Source organism: Enterococcus sp. DIV1368f, assembly GCF_051712245.1.
GTDB lineage: Bacteria > Bacillota > Bacilli > Lactobacillales > Enterococcaceae > Enterococcus > Enterococcus faecalis.
In genome coordinates this window covers 906,922-924,483 of the sequence record NZ_JBIOON010000001.1, presented here as the reverse complement: position 1 = coordinate 924,483, position 17,562 = coordinate 906,922, and the positions used below count along the sequence as shown (strand labels likewise).

The window sequence follows — 17,562 nt, the reverse complement described above, 5'->3', positions numbered from 1 at the left end:
TGCTAAACTAAGAGCTAGAAAAGAGGTGCTCATATGCGTTATCTTGTTGTATTTTTCTGGACCTTCGCATTAGGCCAAGTCGTTGGATATATCGGCGGTGCATTATCTGGTGGTTCATACGACTTTAAAATGACAACGATTCTATCGTTGGCAACAGCCGTTATTATTTTATTAATTGCACACTTTGCAGTACCGAAAGAAACCAAACCTGTTAAATAAGAAAAAACCAGTTACTAAAGTTATTGTAACTGGTTTTTTTATCTTTTCAACTGTTTAGAGCTTTTTATTTAAAACTTTTCGGAAATTAAAGAAGGACAACCCAATGTTTCCTAAAACGAAACAAGCGGTTACCAGAAAAACAGAAGAATAGCCAAAACCATGGGCAACTGTCGACCCTACCATCGGTCCTAAAACTTGACCGAAATTACTACACATCTGATTGTAACTATAAACTCTACTTACGCCCTCTGTTGGCGTTATTTTACTAATTAACGTATTAATCGATGGCATTAATGCGCCTGTTGAAAAACCTAAAAGGAATCGTAAAACACCTAACTGAAAAGGTGTTTGCACAAACGCCATGGGAATGTAACAAATAAAAGAAAGAATTAATCCGCCTAATAAAACTTTTTGGTTCCCAATGCGGTCCCCAATTTTTCCCAAAGTTGGAGAAGAAATAATTGCTGAAACACCGGCAATCGAAACAATCAAACCACTAACAAATAATACATTCTCTGTATCGCCACTTAAAGATCGAATATATAGCGTTAAGATTGGGCTGATACTTGTAATTCCTAATTGTAAAATTAACGTAGTCACAAACAAACCAATCAATACTGAAACATGATCCATCTTACTAAAAATTTCTTTCGTCGTTAATAAATCCTTTTTCTCAACTGGTTGAAAATCTTCTTTAACTAAAAAGATAGTCAACAACGTTGTAATGAATAAAATAACACCGGTAATAATAAAGACATTTTCCATTCCAAACCACTGTGCCAACGCACCGCCAATCGATGGCGCAATTAACGTCCCAGCAATTGCACCTGTTGATAATGTCCCTAGAGCCCAGCCATTTTTCTCTTTTGGCGCCTGCGACGCAATCATCGCTGTTGCGTTAGGAATATAGCCGGATAAAATCCCGTTCATAAAACGCATAATCAACAGCCAGTATACATTAGGGACAAACGCTAACGCCCCCATTGTGATCGTCATTCCTGCTGCAGCCCGAATCATCATAATTTTCCGACCTTTTCGATCAGCTAAATTTCCCCAAATCGGTGCAACAATCGCAGCAGCAAACGCCGTGACAGAAATTGCCAATCCAGAAAACAACTCTACTTGACTCTTAGGCGTCCCTAATTGTTCAACATATACTGGAATAAACGGCATAACTAAGCTAATACTCGCCCCTGTAAAAAAGCAACCAATCCATGCGACTAACAAATTCTGCTTCCATTTTATTTTCATACTTTTATCCACCTTATCACCTCTTCACCTACCACTATACTCTAAAAGAGTGAATCTCTCAAAAGAAAATTCTTTTAAAAAAAGTCTGGCAGACCGGCCAAAACGACCAATCTGCCAGACTTCTTAACACTTGGGCTTAAGATAAATAGCTGAACAAATGCAACACCTTCGAAGCTAACCGCTGTTATCTCAGCCTCACTTCTGTTTACTATAAAATAGCTAAGATTACAAAGTTTAAGATAAACAACGCATCAATGACCCAAATAATTGGTGAAACTTCTTTGGCTTTTCCTTTGACTACTTTCACCACTGCATAAAAGATGAACCCAGCAGCAATCCCATAAGAGATGCTATAACATAATCCCATGAAAATTGAAGCAAAAAATGCTGGAATCGCATCTTCTAAATCCGTCCAATTGATGTCTTTGAAAGAAGCTAACATCATAATTCCCACTAAAATTAACGCTGGAGCCGTAGCTTGTGCTGGCACAATAGCAATAAGTGGTGAAAAAAGACTACTTAGGGCAAATAGAATTGCTACCACTACCGATGTCAAACCTGTTCGACCACCCGCACCGATTCCTGCTGCACTTTCTACATAAGTTGTCGTATTCGATGTACCAAAAATCGCACCGATAGATGTTGCAATAGCATCTGCAAATAAAGCTTTGTCCATTTTAGTGCTGAAGCCCTTACTATCTTCTAAAGCTAATTCATCTTCTTTAGAGAAAATCCCTGTTCGACGTCCCGTACCGATAAATGTTCCAATTGTATCAAACGTATCTGATAAACTGAAGGCAATAATGGTCATTAAAACTTGAGGAATTTTTGAAGAATCGCTAAACAATGACTGTAAGCCCTCAGCACCAAAAGCAGCGCCAAAAGTTGTACCTAATTCTTTAAATGAATTGCCCAACGAATTAGCATGCCAATCAACCGAAGCAGTGTCTACCACCCCCATTGGAATTGCGACTAACGTAGTAACCACAATGCCAATTAAAATAGCCCCACGAACATTCGTGACAACTAAAATCGTTGTTAAAACTAGCCCAATTACCGCCAAAATAATAGCTGGATTATCAAAATTTCCTAAAGCGGGCACGATACTCGAACCATTCACAACACCATTTTGAGGTTCTGCTTGTACTGTGAAACTTAGTAAGCCAGCATTTTTCAACCCTACATAAGCGACAAAAATTCCAATCCCACCACCAATAGCATGTTGCAAACTCTCTGGAATTGCTTTAATAATCATTTTGCGAATTTTTGTCACTGTAATCAAAATATTAATCAAACCACAAATAAAAACCATTGCTAATGCTTGTTGCCATGTATACCCCATCCCAAAAACGACCGTAAACGTGAAGAAAGCATTGAGTCCCATCCCCGGTGCTTGAGCGTAAGGTACATTAGCAAACAGCCCCATAATTAATGTACCAATGATTGAAGCAATAATGGTCGCTAAAAAAACAGCCTGAAAAGGCATCCCTGTTTCTGAAAGAATGGACGGATTAACAAATAAAATATAACTCATTGCAAAAAAGGTCGTAACCCCCGCCATTATTTCAGTTGATACCGTTGTCTTGTTTTCCTTTAATTTGAAAAACGTATTCATAATTGCACTTCTCTCCCTTAAAATCCATGTTTTCGAATAATTACTCTTTGATTATAAGAGAATCGCTATCTTTTTACAACAAAATATTAACTATTATATATACTTTTCTATATAATGTTCGTGTTTTGCAGATATAAAAAAAGAAAAAGCTTTACATTGCTTCTTCTTTTCCTAATAATTGGATTAGCCCAAACAATAGCATCTGTAGAAACATCATTAATAAAATAAACATTAATTTTTGAAGGGACCAGTCAAAAAAGATAATTTTCACTGTTTCAATTGGACTCATAAAAAGATAGACACTGTGTAATCGATCAAAACGTCCAACATAAATCGCCAAAGCAGACAAGAAATGAAGGCTGGCTTGAAAGACTACAATTGTTCTATAGCCGCAATAACTTTGCAATTTCTGGCTAACAGTTGTTACTGTTTTCATCCCTAAAAGCCCATATATAACAATCCCGCTAGTTAAGCAAACAAACGCCCACCAATCACCAATTTGGTTTGCAAAAATCGTATTAAAGCCTCGATAAATAGATAGCGTTTCTAAATGAAAAAAATCCGTAAATAGGTACGGCGCATTAGGATAAAAAATTAACCAAGCAAAACCTATCAACCAATCCCTTTTACGTTTTTCTGCGTTTAAAAGATAACTAAGTTCAATTGGAATATAGGCTAACAACACGTTCAACGCCATAAAATGAAAATGCGTAGCAAATAACCACATATAGATACAATAGATTAAGGTGATCACTCGTAAATAATTTCTAGAATTTTTCAAGATGCTCTGCGCTCCTTTTTCAAACGGTTTATTTTAGTGTAGCATACTTCTTAAGCTTTTTTTTAAACCTTATAAATGAACATGCTTCTCCCCTTGATAATCTTCGGTTTTATGCTAGACTGAGTAAAAGGCATTTAGGAGGAATTTTTACTTGAAAAAATTAATTGCTATTGATTTAGACGGCACAACATTAAATGCACAGTCTTTAATCAGTCCAAAAACCGAACAAACACTAAAAAAAGCGATTGACAACGGTCATTACGTCAGTATTGCCACTGGACGTCCCTATAGAATGAGTCATCAATTTTACCAACAACTTGGCCTAACGACCCCTATGGTTAACTTTAATGGCGCTTTAGTCCACATTCCAGAGAAAAAATGGGACTTGGAAAGCGAAGCCAATATTGAACGTGACCTAGTCTTTGATATTTTGGCACAGAAAAAAGAATTACAATTAGATTTTGTTGCTGCTGAAAACAAAGAAACATTTTATATCGATACGTTAGATGGGTTCGATCCGAAATTTTTTGCTTCCAAAGCAACCTTAGATAATTTACTTACTGCTAAAAATTTACGAACAAATCCTACCTCAATGATGGTTCGGACCACACCAAACCAAGCTGAAAAAGTTGCTGATACATTGACAAAACAATATGGTGACTATATTGATGTCCGCACTTGGGGCGGTCCAATGCCTATTTTAGAAATGGTCGCAAAAGGAATTCAAAAAGCCCATGGCGTTGATCAAGTGGCGAACTTTTTATCTGTCAAACCAGCTGATATCATTGCTTTTGGCGATGAACATAATGACGAAGAAATGTTAAGTTATGCTGGTTGGGGTGTTGCTATGAACAATGCCACGGATAAAATTAAATCCGTAGCCAACGATGTCACTGAAAAAACAAATGATCAAGATGGTTTAGCAGATTACTTAGAAAATTATTTAGATCTATAAAAGGCTAAGATAAAAGTATTTCTTTAAAAAGAACTTGCTTTGGTTTAGCTGATAATCTTAAGATTACGAAAGTAGGGCATAAGTCGAAACGACTTATGCCCTACTTTCGTTTTTTTTATTCCTTCAATGAATTTTGAAACGTGCTGATTTTTTCAGCCAATCTTTGATAAGTAGTAAAAGACGGATGCTGTAGCTCTTGTTCTTCGTTAACGGATAAAGTTTGTTGTGTCGTAATGGCCTTTGTTAGTGCATCTACAAAATGAATAAAAGAATTGTTGGTTTGTTTATTGTATCCTGGTGAATAATATTTCGATTGACGATAAAAAGGCCGCAGAGCTGTTTCTGTGATTTTTTCCTGTTCATCTGAAAAGTATTCATCATAGCTGACATGTTTTATTTTCTGCTCTTCTGTTATCACTTGAAGTCGACCGATTAGGCCATTGCCTAAATCTTCTGCGTAACCGATATACGTTTCTTTCGCTGGCTCTTTTAGCCAAGTGTCCATCTCTGCTGCTAAAGGCATTAATCCTTCACGCGCAGAAGTTGATGAACCGCGTACCGTATAAAAATTACCTGTGACACGATTTTCGTCACGCATTTGTTTTTCTACATAAGTAATACCATTAACAACGGTGACTAACGTATCGTCTGTACGCGTGTTGCTTGCTTGAAATTCAGGATAATCTGACAGGCGTTTGTTGACACCCGAATAGCGTGTATCATAATAAGGGTCACTAGCAAACTCTGTAAACTCAACATTCAGAATTCGTTGCGTTTCAGGTTCTGTAATAATCTCTACAATGCCGTAATTTCCGCCAGTAAATACACCTTCATTTTTATAATAGTTACCCGTCATTAATCCCAAAGGCGGTTGATTGGACCAAAACATTTTTTCCTTTTTTTCTTCTGGTGTATATTTTGCTGGTGGGGTTGTCCCAAATGTCGTTTGCGTGGCCCCTGTAACCACTTCGTACGTGTATTCATGAGAATCAAAAGTCAATTGATTAGCAATCAGTTCGTCATTTTTAGTCGGCGCTTGTTTTTCCACCGCAGAAGTCGTTTGATTGGTGACGGTAACTTGCTTCACTTGCTTTGTCTCTTGCGGACCACTTGTTGTTTGTTTCGTTGGCTCTTGATCTGGCGCACAACCAACCAAAATAAATAATCCGATAAAAACCAACATTCCTTTAATATGTTTCATTCACTTCTCTCCTTTTTATAAACGCTTAATTTCCTCTTATCTCCAGTGTAGCAAACATTTATAAACCAAAACTGACGGAAAAATGAATAAATAATAAACAAAAACGCTAAGCCTCCTGCAGCTTGAGAGACTTAGCGTTTTTTTATTTAATTGCTTGGCGCTTTTGGCGCAACCACTCTTCTTTAATGTGTTCAGATAGGCGAATCATTCGTTTACCAACTTCACTATATTGGTTAGTAGCTAAATTGGCTAAAGAAATTCGAACTGACCATTTGTCACTCCCAAAAGCATCCGCTTTTAAAAGCATTAATTTTTCTTTTTCTGCTAAAGAGGTTAATACTTTTGTGATCGTCCACGATTTCGTTAAATAACTTGAAAATTCTGGGCCATAACGTTTTTCTGTCCAATCTCTAAAGTTAATTTCACAATAGTATGCTGTATTTAAACTTGCTAAAGGCTCTTCAATGCCTAAGGTGCGGAACAAGAGCTTTTCACGCGTATGACAAATATCCATCACTTCGTCTTTATATGCTTGACCGTCTTTTAACAAAGCATACAAACTAAATAAAGCCATCATCGCTTGCTGAATAGAAGAAAGTCCCGCTGCATGGTTCAACGCAATATCGCGGCTGTCTGCGACCAAGCGGCTGATAAAGTTAATTTGGCTTGTGTCTGCATTTAATGTAGCATAACGTGCCTGTAATTCCATTTTTCGAGCCACTGGCAATTCTTTTAATAATTGATCAAAGATGTTCTCTTGGCTGACCGCAATGGTCCCCACACGCCAACCGGTAGCGCCAAAGTATTTAGAATAAGAATAGATACAAGCTGTATTGTAAGGTAACTCCGTAAATAGTGAACGGAAAGCTGGCACAAAGGTTCCGTAAACGTCATCTGTTAAAATCATTAACTTAGGGTTATCCACTGCAACGATTTGTTTGATTTGTTCAATGGTAGGTTTTCCCATAGCATTGGCAGTTGGATTGCTGGGATTTACGACAAAAACCGCTTTGATGGACGGGTCTTTTAGTTTATCAATTTCCTTGTTTGAGTGTTGATACGTCGTTTTTCCATCAATGATCATTTGCTCTGCTTTGATTTTAACCACGTCAAAATCATAACGTGGTAGTTCTGGAATTTCTAGATAAGGAGCAAACGTTGGTAATAACAACGCAATACGATCACCTTTTTCTAGTAAATAATTATTTGCCAACGTATCAAACAAGTAACAAATCCCTGCTGTACCACCTTCAACGGCAAAAATATCAAACGGTTGTGCTTCGCTGGAAAATAATTCTTGATTTAAATATGCTTTAATCGGTTGTTCACACGCCTTCAAGCAACGAACAGGATTCGGATAATTATCCCCAATCACATAGTCTAACATGGCATCTAACCACATTTCCTTATCCATCCCAAAATAGTTATGCTCTGCTGTCCAAATTTCTTGTAAGAAAGTTGCCCCTTTGCTAGGATTTTCTGCTAAAAAGTTTAAGAAGCGTTGCGTTCTACCAAAGCTTGGCTGAATCATACCAGCCGTTTGTTCGCTCCCCTCTCTTAAGGTTTCTTTTGTAGCAAATTGACCTAATAAAAAAAAGGCTTCCCTTGGTGTTGGCGCCGTCCAATTAGGATTGCCTCGCCCTGCATTTAGCAATGTTTCTAAATTATGATTTTCTTCATGTAATTTCTTCTCTAAAAATAGACTTAATTCAAACGGACTAAGGTTTTCTGTCAATTCATCACTTGTTATCATTTTATCCTCCTGAAGCACACGCAGTCATTTAGTATTTAGTATGTAGTCTATACTACTCTTCTACCTCCAGATGTCAACCATTTAAGCGGAATATTCTGACAATTAATAAAAAAGAAACAATCCTTTATAAAAAATAAAGGATTGCTTCTTTTTCGCTGATTAACCAAAGAACCGTTGCATCTCAATTTTTGCTGATTGAACAGAATCAGAAGCATGGATTAAATTTTTGGTGACAGACAACCCATAATCCGCTCGTAAGGTGCCACTTTCAGCATCTAACGGATTCGTTGCTCCAACTAATTTACGCACTTTTTTAACCACATTGTCCCCTACAACGACCATCACAACCACTGGGCCACTTGTCATATAGGCTAATAATTCAGGGAAAAATAGTTCATCTTTTAAATGCTCATAGTGTTCCTTCACTGTTTCTACTGTTAGTCGTTCGAATTTAAGGTGCAATAAGTCAATACCTTTATCTTCAAAACGTTGAATGATTTTGCCAACTAACTTCCGTTCAACGCCATCTGGCTTAATAATTACTAAACTTGTTTCCTTCATTTTTTCCATCCCTTTCAAAACTTCCTTTTGCCCTTTCCCAAGGGGTAGCTACAGAATAAAATGAAAGCGGATACTTTGTCAATGATAAATTTTCTTTTCCTTTTGATTAAATAAAAAATTAAAGATTATTCACAAGGTTTGTGAATTGTTCTTTCAGTTCTGTATTACTTGTTTCTTTTAAAAACAAATAAGGTTGCTCTTCTACTGGCTGTTCTTTACTCACATAAACTTTGGCTTCACCATTCACTAAAGTAAATAAATAGACATGCTTCTGGGCAACTTGTGTCGCACTGTCAGAGTATACTGCCACCAGACAATAACCCCCTTCGCTGCCTGTTTCTGACCAATTTAACCAAATGGGATTGTTCCCAATAGCTGGTTGTATTTTAGGTTCATAACTCAATAAATCATCAGGCACTTGAATCGTGTAAAAAGCTACAGAGTGACCTGGTTGGTACGCTTGATAGTTCTGATTGCGTTCTTGACCCCAGGTTTCCATGTATTGTCCTAACTGTTTTGCTTTTTGCTGATTCCAAATCGTCCCTTCTTCTGTAACTAATTCAGTTAATTCTTGTGTTTGCGTTGTTTGCTCTAATTCCAACGCCGTGGTTTGACTAACTTCGGTTGCTGAAATTGCTCTTGTTTCTTCAGTATTTACATTGTTTGTTTGTACGGTTTGTACTTTCTGTGATTCTTCTTTCGATTTTTGCCAACCACAGCCAGATAAAACGCTTCCAACAACCGCTATCATAATAATCCCGTTTAGTTTCATTCCTTAAACTCCTGTTTTTATTTTTATTCTATCGAAATAAATCTAAAATCTCAATCCCTTTCTTTGGATAGTTGAAAACCATTTGGGAACTAGTAATTCTCCACAATTATAGTCCTCTAGTAATTGTTGGTATTGCTGTTCCATAGTCCTGATTTCTTTTTCACCAAAGCTCAGTGCCCAAACTAAAGAATAGAGTCCTGCGTGAAAAGTATAAAGCTTTTGAAACTGCCAAAATAAGGTAGGAACTTTCCCAGCAAAATAACCTTGTAATTGACCATAAGCAAACAACGGCGAAACATTTCTTGAAAAAAATTGTAACTTGTAAAATTCTTCATAAGGATCCCCAAAATCCCATCGATTAAAATCAATCACACCGACCTGCCTAGTTGGCAAGTAAATAAAATTTCCCACATGGAAATCTCCATGCTGATAAACCACAGGCCGTTGTTGCAATAACGGTAATTGTTTTTCTAAATATGAAATTATTGGCTGCTGGTACGGCATACAAAATTGAGATTCCTTATACTTATTTAGTTGGCTCTGCTTTTTTTCGTATAAATTTTGCGCAATCTCTCTTTGACTAATCCTTTCAGGCAACAAAAGCTTATGGATTTTGTTTAAATAGCGGCCCGCCTCTACGCCTAAGTTCAGTTGTCTTTTGGGAGAAAGAGCGGGTAAAACATCGCTTAAGTCTTCACCTTCTAGATACGTTAATAACATGTATCCTTGTTCACTTTCAGGAATAGGTGCACATAAAAAAGGTTTAGAACTGGGAAATCCTAACGCCGCTACTTTTTTGATAAATTGATATTCTTGTTGTTTGGCTAATAACTCTTCTTGTTGAAAAATTCGCAATAAAAAGGTTTCTTGATTTTTGGTAACTTTAAACTTTAAATCAGTTGACCAACCACGGTGAATAGCTTCAACTTTTTGCCATTGCTGAAACGCTGGAATCTTCTCAAACGCCCTCATTACTTTCGCCTCCATTTCCCTATTGGTTTTAGTATACCAAAGAAAAAAGGCTGGAGACAATTGGGGATAAATTGTCTCTAGCCTTCACTGGTTATCGTTTTCTAGTTTTCCTTATATAAATCGTTCCACTTGTTACTAAGAAAGCTCCTCCTAAAACAATCCAGAAAGTACTAGGTACTTCTGCACCTGCTTTTGGTAATACTTTTTTGGAAAGCTGTTCTTGTTTCCCAATCATATTTTTATCAGAAAAAGCATGCGTACTTTCTGTTGATTTGGTTCCCTGATTTGCTGATGAATTCAGCGAATTATCTAAGGATGACTCACTAGTAGTTTTTCCAGCTTTGTCTGGGTTTTGGTTTTTTCCTTCGATTGGTTCTTCACTTGTTTTTGTTTCTTTGTCTTTATCTGGTTTGCCACTTGCATCTGGTTCTTTGTCTTTGTCTGGTTCGCCGCTTGCATCTGGCTCTTTGTCTTTTTCTGGTTCACCACTTGCATCTGGTTCTTTGTCTTTATCTGGTTCGCCACTTGCATCTGGCTCTTTGTCTTTGTCTGGTTCGCCACTTGCATTTGGCTCTTTGTCTTTGTCTGGTTCGCCGCTTGCATCTGGCTCTTTGTCTTTTTCTGCTTCGCCGCTTGCATCTGGCTCTTTGTCTTTTTCTGCTTCGCCGCTTGCATCTGGCTCTTTGTCTTTGTCTGGTTCGCCGCTTGCATCTGGCTCTTTGTCTTTGTCTGGTTCGCCGCTTGCATCTGGCTCTTTGTCTTTGTCTGGTTCTTCTACATGTGGTTGATTTATCTTGTGGTTATTTTCAAATAAAGCACCTAATTGTAGCAATGTTCGGTCTTCATTTAATGCACTATTAAATTGAATCCCCAAAGGCAGTCCTTCTTTTGAAACGTAAGTTGGTACACTTAATGCTGGATGTCCAAATAAATTTGCTTGTTGTGTAAACGGTGTATATGTGAACGCCGTCAGCCATTGGTCATAAATCAATTGTTTTTGTTCTGCTGGTGACAATTGATCAATTTTTTCCATCTGTGCTGCATGTTCTGGTTTTAGTAACGGATTATCAATACTAGGTGCCGTGGCAGCTGTCGTTGGTGTTAATAAGATAGGATACTGTTGATAAAATTCGTCCATCGCTTGTGCTTGTAAAGCAATATCTGTCCAAGCCGCAGTTGTCTCTTCACTCGTTATATTTTTTCCTGTTTGAAAAAGCGCCCATGTTAACAGTTCTACATCATTTCGTTCAAGCGGTCTTTTCAATTTCTGCCGCGCCATAAAATCGGCAATTCCTGCTGAGCCAGCAGCTACAGTATAATAATTTTTCATTAGACGTTCCCCATCAACAGGGTGCTTCACTTCAACCAATGTGTACCCTTGGTCTTTTAAAAAAGCAACAGCTTCAGCGACCGCCTCTTTTGCTTCGGCACTTACAGGCGTTCCGGCAGGAGATTCTGTTGTATAAGCAATGGGTTGCGCTTGACTTAAATGTCCCGCAGGAAGATCTTTTTTGGTTAATAAGGTTTCAAATAATGCATTTGTATCCGCCACGGTTCGACTTAAACCAAAGTGAACAGTTTGACCTTTTGCACTATTAGAATTACCAATGATTACTCCTCTAGAAGGTTTCAAGCCTACGGTGCCTGTCCAAGAAGCAGGGATACGGATAGAGCCACCAGCATCACTTCCAGAGGCAATAGGAACAAATGCCGCGGCGACACTAGCACCCGCTCCGCCTGAAGAACCGCCTGAATAATGGTTAGGATTCCATGGATTGACGGAAACGCCATATAACTTTGAATCTGAAATATTCTTCCAACCTAATTCTGGATAATTCGTTTGACCAATGATTATGAATCCGGCATTTTGTAGTGCTTTGACAAAGGTCGATGTCCCACCAGCTACTTGATCTTGGAGAAAACCAAAACCGTTCGTGTTGCTTTCACCTTTCAAGGATTGTCCTAACCCTTTTAGTAAGAGCGGCACACCTAGAAATGGTTGACCTGTATCTTGTAAAGCTTTTGCTTCTGTCAAAGCCGCTTCTTCTCGTAAAGTAATGACCGCATTTAATGTAGGATTTTCACGTTTAGTGATGGCCAACGCAATTTTTACTAATTCTTCGCTCGTCACCTTTTTTTCTCTTACTAAAGTTGCTAACTCCAGTGCAGTTGCTTGTTTATAATCTGTTTCTGAAAAAGCATTCTCTGCAGAAACAGCTTTTTCATCTGTATCACTATTTTGTATCTCATTTGTGGTTTCAGTAGTTGCTGCAACCACATTTCCGCTACTGCTTTCGGCGATTGCCGAAGAGGATTCTTTTTCCTGCATCACCGTTTGGCTAGTAGTTTCAGATTCCAAGTTAGCTACAGTCTGACTGGTTTCTGTTGTTACTGATTCCGTTTCTGTTTGAACGGTTGTTTCTAGTATACTTTCTTGTGCCAACATTGGTACCCCTACCAGTGTTTGGCTAATTAATAAAATAATCCCTAACTTTTTGAACAAAATCGACTTCTTCATAAGTCACATCCTTTATCTATTAATACAGATAAAAAATCTGTATTACTTATAGCATAAATGAAAGCGATTAAAAAGTAAAGTTCTCTTGAACATTCCAATGTTCAACTTTTAGGCTAGGTTCTTTTTATATGCTAAAATAGAATAGAAACGGAGGTTTTTTAATGGAATGGATTGAAATTAAGCACGCAACACAAAATAATTTGAAGAATATCTCTGTCAATATCCCTAAAAAGCAACTAACTGTTGTTACTGGACTTTCGGGTTCAGGAAAGTCCTCCTTAGTATTTGACACATTAGCCGCTGAATCACGTCGTGAACTAAATGATACATTTAGTTCGTTTGTTCAAAATTACTTACCCAAATATGGTCGTCCAGAAGTTGAAAAAATCGAGAATCTTCCTGTTGCAATTGTCATTAACCAGAAAAAAGTAGCAGGCAATTCTCGTTCGACAGTGGGAACGTATACAGATATTTATACGTTTTTACGTTTGTTGTTTTCACGAGCAGGTTCTCCATTTGTTGGTTATTCAGATACTTTTTCGTTTAATCATCCGGATGGAAAATGTCCAACATGCGATGGCTTAGGAAAGATTACCGAAATCAATCTTCATCAGCTAGTTGATTATGACAAATCATTAAACGAAGGGCCTATCGATTTCCCCACATTTACAGTTGGCAACTGGCGGTGGAAGCGTTATGCCCATAGTGGTCTATTTGATTTGGATAAAAAAATCAAGGACTATTCTCCTGAAGAGTTAGCATTATTTTTATATGCTCCACAACAAAAACTAGCTAATCCACCCAAAGAGTGGCCTCATACAGCTTTGTATGAAGGAATCGTCCCGCGCATGCAACGTAGCATATTGCATACAGACGAAGGCAAACGTCATCAAAAATACCTTAATCACTTTGTTACCGTAAAAAGATGTCCTGATTGTTTAGGAAGTAGAGTCAATGAACGTGTTCGTAGCTGCAAAATTAATCAGAAAAGTATTGCTGATGCTGTTGACATGCCACTCACTGAATTACATTCTTTTATTCGTTCGATGGACCTTTCCTTAATAAAAAATATTCAAGAAGAGCTACTTGTACGTCTAGAAGCATTAATTAATATCGGTCTCTCCTACCTCACATTAGGACGAGCAACTGAAACACTTTCTGGTGGTGAAGCACAGCGGATTAAAATTGCTAAGTATGTAAACAGCGCCTTAAACGATATTATGTATATTTTAGATGAACCAAGTGCTGGCTTACATCCAAAGGACATCGAACGGATCAGTCGTGCGTTGCTCAATTTAAAAAATAAAGGAAACACCGTGGTTCTGGTGGAACACAATCCACAATTAATTAGAGAAGCTGATTTTATCATCGATATAGGACCTTTCGCAGGCGAAAATGGTGGCCATGTCCAGTTTTCAGGAACGTATGACGCATTTTTAGCCTCCAAAACCTTGACTAGTCAAGCGCTTCAAGAGCCGCTCCCTTTAAACGACCAACCAAGAAAAGCAAGGAAGTCTTTATCAATCGAACATGCGACACTGCATAATTTAAACAATCTATCTGTCGAAGTTCCGTTAGGAGTTTTGACTGTTATTTGTGGGGTCGCCGGTTCAGGTAAATCATCATTAGCGGAAGAAATTTATCAAAAAGCCCAAGCTGATAACCAAGAAATTATTCATCTTTCACAAAAAAGCATTACCGCAAATTTACGATCCACACCAATGACCTATCTCAATATTTTTGATAAGGTCCGCAAACTGTTTGCGGAAGAAAATCATGTTAGTCCAGCTTTATTTAGCTATAATTCCAAAGGCGCCTGTCCTACTTGCAAGGGGAAAGGAATAATTGTCTCCGATATGTCTTTTATGGAGGATGTTACTAGTGTTTGCGAAACCTGTCACGGAACGCGTTACAAAGAAGAGGTGCTTCATTATCTGTATAACGGAAAAAATATCGTTGAAGTACTAGCTTTAAGCGTTAAAGATGGCTATGATTTTTTCAAAGACCAGCCTTTTGCTCTTTCATTAAAAAATTTACTAGAAGTTGGCTTAAGCTATCTTAAACTCAATCAATCGCTCTCAACATTATCTGGTGGCGAATTGCAAAGGGTAAAATTAGCAGACACACTTCACCAAAAAAAAGCTATCTATTTAATGGATGAACCTACAGATGGTTTACACTTAATTGATATCCAACAAAGTCTTCAACTTTTCAATCGAATGGTAGAAGAAGGAAACAGCTTGATTTTATTAGAACATCACATTGACGTGATTAAAAGTGCTGACTGGTTAATTGAACTAGGTCCCGAAGGTGGAGAAAAAGGCGGGCAGCTTCTTTTTACAGGAACCCCAGCAAATATGCTAAATTCCACTCATTCTATTACTAAAGGCTATCTGTAAAATAATTGGAACAATAACAATGTTACTTTTATCCCCAATCTATATTACTTTTTAAGCTTGGAACAAAAATCTTTCTGGATTTTTGTTCCAAGCTCTTTCTTTTTTAATTTATATATGCACAGACCAATTCAAATACTTTTTCCATTGCCTGTGTTTGCGTATCTTCTGTTACTTTGACTGCGTTAGCATCCGCTCTATCGCAAATAATTCTTATAGAAACAAAAGCACAATCATTTAAAAAGCAGCATTGTGCAATAGCTGCGGATTCCATATCCACACAGTCAATAGAGAATTGTTCAATTAAGTTTCTTTTTTCAGTTGTGTCACAAACGAAGCCTTCTCCAGTTCCAAAACGAACACACTTTATCTTTTCATCTAGATGTTGAAGTTCGGCCAGCATTCCTTTATCTCCTTTATAGTACAGCTGGTAAGGAAATTTATTGATTGACTGTCTTTCACGAATATCGTAATGGCAGTATTCCTCACCTAGCACCATCTCAAAGAGATGCAGGTTTTCATTCAAACAGCCACAAATACCGATATTAATTAGTTGTTCTATTTGAAATGAATCAATAAGTATTTGACTATATAGCGTAGCATTCGTCTTTCCTTGTCCTGCACAAACCATAATGACTTGCGATGTTTTTTGTTCATAAATATAAAATGTATTTTTTGCTAGCTGTATCTTTCGTTGTGGTGGAAAATATTCCAATAATTTTTGAAGCTCTAAATCCATTGCGGCAATAATTCCTAATTTCATCTATCTCCTCCTTTTTTCTATTTCAACCCAACTTCCATCTTCACAGGTTGGTGATCTGTATATTTAAATTGTTCATCCTTTGTTTTCACGCTATGAACAGCCACATTATCAGAAACAATAAAACCATCAATTACATACACTTGGGATGTTTCATAAGAGCCAGTGTATGGCTTATTAAGCACCCGCACAGTCGGCTGTTGATCATCATAAGCAAGTGAAAAATGTTTAGGTAAGTCTGCTGGATCAATTTCTCCTGGTGCCCAACCAGCTTCCCCTAGGTCAGGATACCGATGACTGCCTTTGAAAACTTGATTAAAGTCACCTCCAGCAATTACATAGTTTCCTTTAGCGTATTCTTGGGATAATACGTCAGCTAACTTTTTGCTTTGAGCAATCTTCCCTTCCCCATTGTCATAGGCTTCCAAATGTAAGTTAAAAACCACTAATTCTTTGTCTGTGCCTTTAATTGGAAAGCGCGTTTCTAGAAGCGCTCGTTTTAAGTTACTAATGCTAACGGGCCAACGAAAGGGATTGGGTAAAGCAATGCGTTTGGCCTCTGTTATTTTTTTATTTGATAATGTTAATAAACCACTTTCTACTCGTCCAATCGGCGGCCAAGGAATGGGCACATAATCTACCTTAAAATTATAAGCAAATGCGCTGTTCAGCTGTAGCTGTTTTTGTAATTCTTCCTCTTGATTGACTTCATAAGAACGTTGCGAGCGACGATCGACTTCTTGGAATAAGTAAATCATCGCTGGTAATTCTTTCAAGGTTTCTTCAATGCCTGTTAAATTCTGTTGAACCATTGCCTTATTAACTGGTTGGACAGTTTTGCCACCGTCCATAAAAAAATCTTCTGTTTGTCCTAGGCCAGCATAGCCTATGTTATACGTGACTAAAGAAATGGATTGCTTTTTTTCGATGGTTTGCTCTGAAAATTGTTTATTTATAGCAACTGGTTCAACCGCTCGTGGTCGAAACTCTCGGAAGGTTAAATATCCTATCAAAATTAAAGCTATGCTTAAAAGAAGGACCATCAAGCTACCGACATATTTAAAAAACTTTTTCATTGATTCCGATGTTCCTTTCACATTATGTCAAACCAAAAGTAGCAATTATCTTCGTTGCTACTTCTTCTGGTGTCATGTTTGAATTATTTATTTTCGTTATTTTTACATTTGGAAATGTACTTTCTAGTTCACCTTCGTGGCTTACTAACCGATGTTCTTTGAAGGTATTGAGTAATTCTTTTCGAGAAAAGTCGACATCGCGTTTTGAAGGTTTTGCCTCTAGCCGCTCTGGATGAACATTCCGTTCTAGGCGGATTTCTGTTGAAGAGACGAGTTCGACGAAATAAACGGACTCATGTTTACTAAGAAAAATTTCTGATATTTCTTCTAAAAATTGAAAATCCTGTTCTTGATCAAAAGCAATCACCACTGTAAAAATAATGTTTTTTGTTGTATTTGTGGCTGGATTTTCTACAAAGGCCTGAAAAAGTTCCTTTCTAACGGAATCAGACAATTGAAACGCACGTTCCGTATACCCAAGATAGTTTGCAAATAAGTCAATGGTTTGATGATTAAATAGTAATTTAGCATCTAACTGCTTTTCTAAAGCCTTGCCAACGGTCATTTTCCCGACAGCTTGGGCACCAATTAAAACGATTAAAGACATCAACTTCCCCTCCTCTAGCCTAATTTTTAGGTGGCTATCTTCTACTATATCACACTATATTACAACACCTTACAAAACTGTTCGGAAAATTTTCTGTTTTTTATTACAAAAAAAAGACAAAAGAC

The 17,562-nt window shown here is 37.5% G+C and carries 15 protein-coding genes; 3 read left to right on the top strand and 12 right to left on the bottom strand.

Features of this window, described 5'->3' with window-relative positions; all coding sequences use genetic code 11:
- Nucleotides 1–33 precede the first annotated feature (33 nt).
- Nucleotides 34–219: a YjzD family protein gene (locus tag IGL07_RS04755; RefSeq protein WP_002355945.1), complete on the top strand. Its 186-nt coding sequence runs from the start codon at nt 34–36 to the stop codon at nt 217–219.
- A 54-nt stretch (nt 220–273) separates the two neighbouring features.
- Here the strand turns inward: IGL07_RS04755 and IGL07_RS04750 are convergent, their stop codons facing one another.
- The 3 genes from IGL07_RS04750 to IGL07_RS04740 form a co-directional block, all read right to left on the bottom strand.
- The gene (locus tag IGL07_RS04750; RefSeq protein WP_002381323.1) at nt 274–1,470 is read right to left on the bottom strand and encodes a multidrug efflux MFS transporter; all 1,197 of its coding nucleotides are present in this window, start codon (nt 1,468–1,470) and stop codon (nt 274–276) included.
- A gap of 208 nt (nt 1,471–1,678) precedes the next feature.
- Nucleotides 1,679–3,085 (bottom strand): NCS2 family permease, encoded by a 1,407-nt coding sequence (locus tag IGL07_RS04745; RefSeq protein ID WP_002355943.1) that lies wholly within the window; start codon nt 3,083–3,085, stop codon nt 1,679–1,681.
- A 151-nt stretch (nt 3,086–3,236) separates the two neighbouring features.
- The gene (locus tag IGL07_RS04740) at nt 3,237–3,812 is read right to left on the bottom strand and encodes a DUF1361 domain-containing protein (RefSeq protein WP_002385113.1); all 576 of its coding nucleotides are present in this window, start codon (nt 3,810–3,812) and stop codon (nt 3,237–3,239) included.
- A 205-nt stretch (nt 3,813–4,017) separates the two neighbouring features.
- Here IGL07_RS04740 and IGL07_RS04735 point away from each other — a divergent pair, with 205 nt between their 5' ends.
- Nucleotides 4,018–4,821: a Cof-type HAD-IIB family hydrolase gene (locus IGL07_RS04735; RefSeq protein ID WP_002355941.1), complete on the top strand. Its 804-nt coding sequence runs from the start codon at nt 4,018–4,020 to the stop codon at nt 4,819–4,821.
- A 115-nt stretch (nt 4,822–4,936) separates the two neighbouring features.
- On the opposite strand, the gene IGL07_RS04730 is transcribed toward IGL07_RS04735, so the two are convergent.
- The 6 genes from IGL07_RS04730 to IGL07_RS04705 form a co-directional block, all read right to left on the bottom strand.
- Entirely contained in the window at nt 4,937–6,022 is a 1,086-nt protein-coding gene (locus tag IGL07_RS04730; protein ID WP_010712265.1) for a hypothetical protein, read from the bottom strand.
- Nucleotides 6,023–6,164: 142 nt separating this feature from the next.
- Entirely contained in the window at nt 6,165–7,775 is a 1,611-nt protein-coding gene (aspD, locus tag IGL07_RS04725) for an aspartate 4-decarboxylase (protein ID WP_010817140.1), read from the bottom strand.
- 159 nt (nt 7,776–7,934) lie between these two features.
- Nucleotides 7,935–8,345 carry a nucleoside-diphosphate kinase gene (ndk, locus tag IGL07_RS04720; RefSeq protein WP_002381321.1) on the bottom strand — a complete coding sequence of 137 codons (411 nt, stop codon included), beginning with the start codon at nt 8,343–8,345 and terminating at the stop codon, nt 7,935–7,937.
- Between the two features lie 109 nt (nt 8,346–8,454).
- Complete coding sequence (locus tag IGL07_RS04715) at nt 8,455–9,108, bottom strand: DUF4767 domain-containing protein (RefSeq protein ID WP_002409092.1); 654 nt, start codon at nt 9,106–9,108, stop codon at nt 8,455–8,457.
- 42 nt (nt 9,109–9,150) lie between these two features.
- Nucleotides 9,151–10,095 (bottom strand): aminoglycoside phosphotransferase family protein, encoded by a 945-nt coding sequence (locus IGL07_RS04710; protein ID WP_002387052.1) that lies wholly within the window; start codon nt 10,093–10,095, stop codon nt 9,151–9,153.
- A gap of 76 nt (nt 10,096–10,171) precedes the next feature.
- Complete coding sequence (locus IGL07_RS04705) at nt 10,172–12,598, bottom strand: amidase family protein (protein WP_267542991.1); 2,427 nt, start codon at nt 12,596–12,598, stop codon at nt 10,172–10,174.
- 161 nt (nt 12,599–12,759) lie between these two features.
- On the opposite strand from IGL07_RS04705, the gene IGL07_RS04700 reads away from it, so the two are divergent.
- Complete coding sequence (locus IGL07_RS04700; RefSeq protein WP_010817138.1) at nt 12,760–14,997, top strand: ATP-binding cassette domain-containing protein; 2,238 nt, start codon at nt 12,760–12,762, stop codon at nt 14,995–14,997.
- Between the two features lie 103 nt (nt 14,998–15,100).
- On the opposite strand, the gene IGL07_RS04695 is transcribed toward IGL07_RS04700, so the two are convergent.
- From IGL07_RS04695 to IGL07_RS04685, 3 genes are read right to left on the bottom strand one after another with little or no spacing between them, the layout of a single operon-like run.
- Nucleotides 15,101–15,757 carry a 5'-methylthioadenosine/S-adenosylhomocysteine nucleosidase gene (locus IGL07_RS04695; protein WP_002376218.1) on the bottom strand — a complete coding sequence of 219 codons (657 nt, stop codon included), beginning with the start codon at nt 15,755–15,757 and terminating at the stop codon, nt 15,101–15,103.
- A gap of 17 nt (nt 15,758–15,774) precedes the next feature.
- Nucleotides 15,775–16,830 carry an endonuclease gene (locus IGL07_RS04690; RefSeq protein WP_195526194.1) on the bottom strand — a complete coding sequence of 352 codons (1,056 nt, stop codon included), beginning with the start codon at nt 16,828–16,830 and terminating at the stop codon, nt 15,775–15,777.
- Nucleotides 16,831–16,852: 22 nt separating this feature from the next.
- Nucleotides 16,853–17,437 (bottom strand): AAA family ATPase, encoded by a 585-nt coding sequence (locus IGL07_RS04685; protein ID WP_002376210.1) that lies wholly within the window; start codon nt 17,435–17,437, stop codon nt 16,853–16,855.
- Nucleotides 17,438–17,562: the final 125 nt, after the last annotated feature.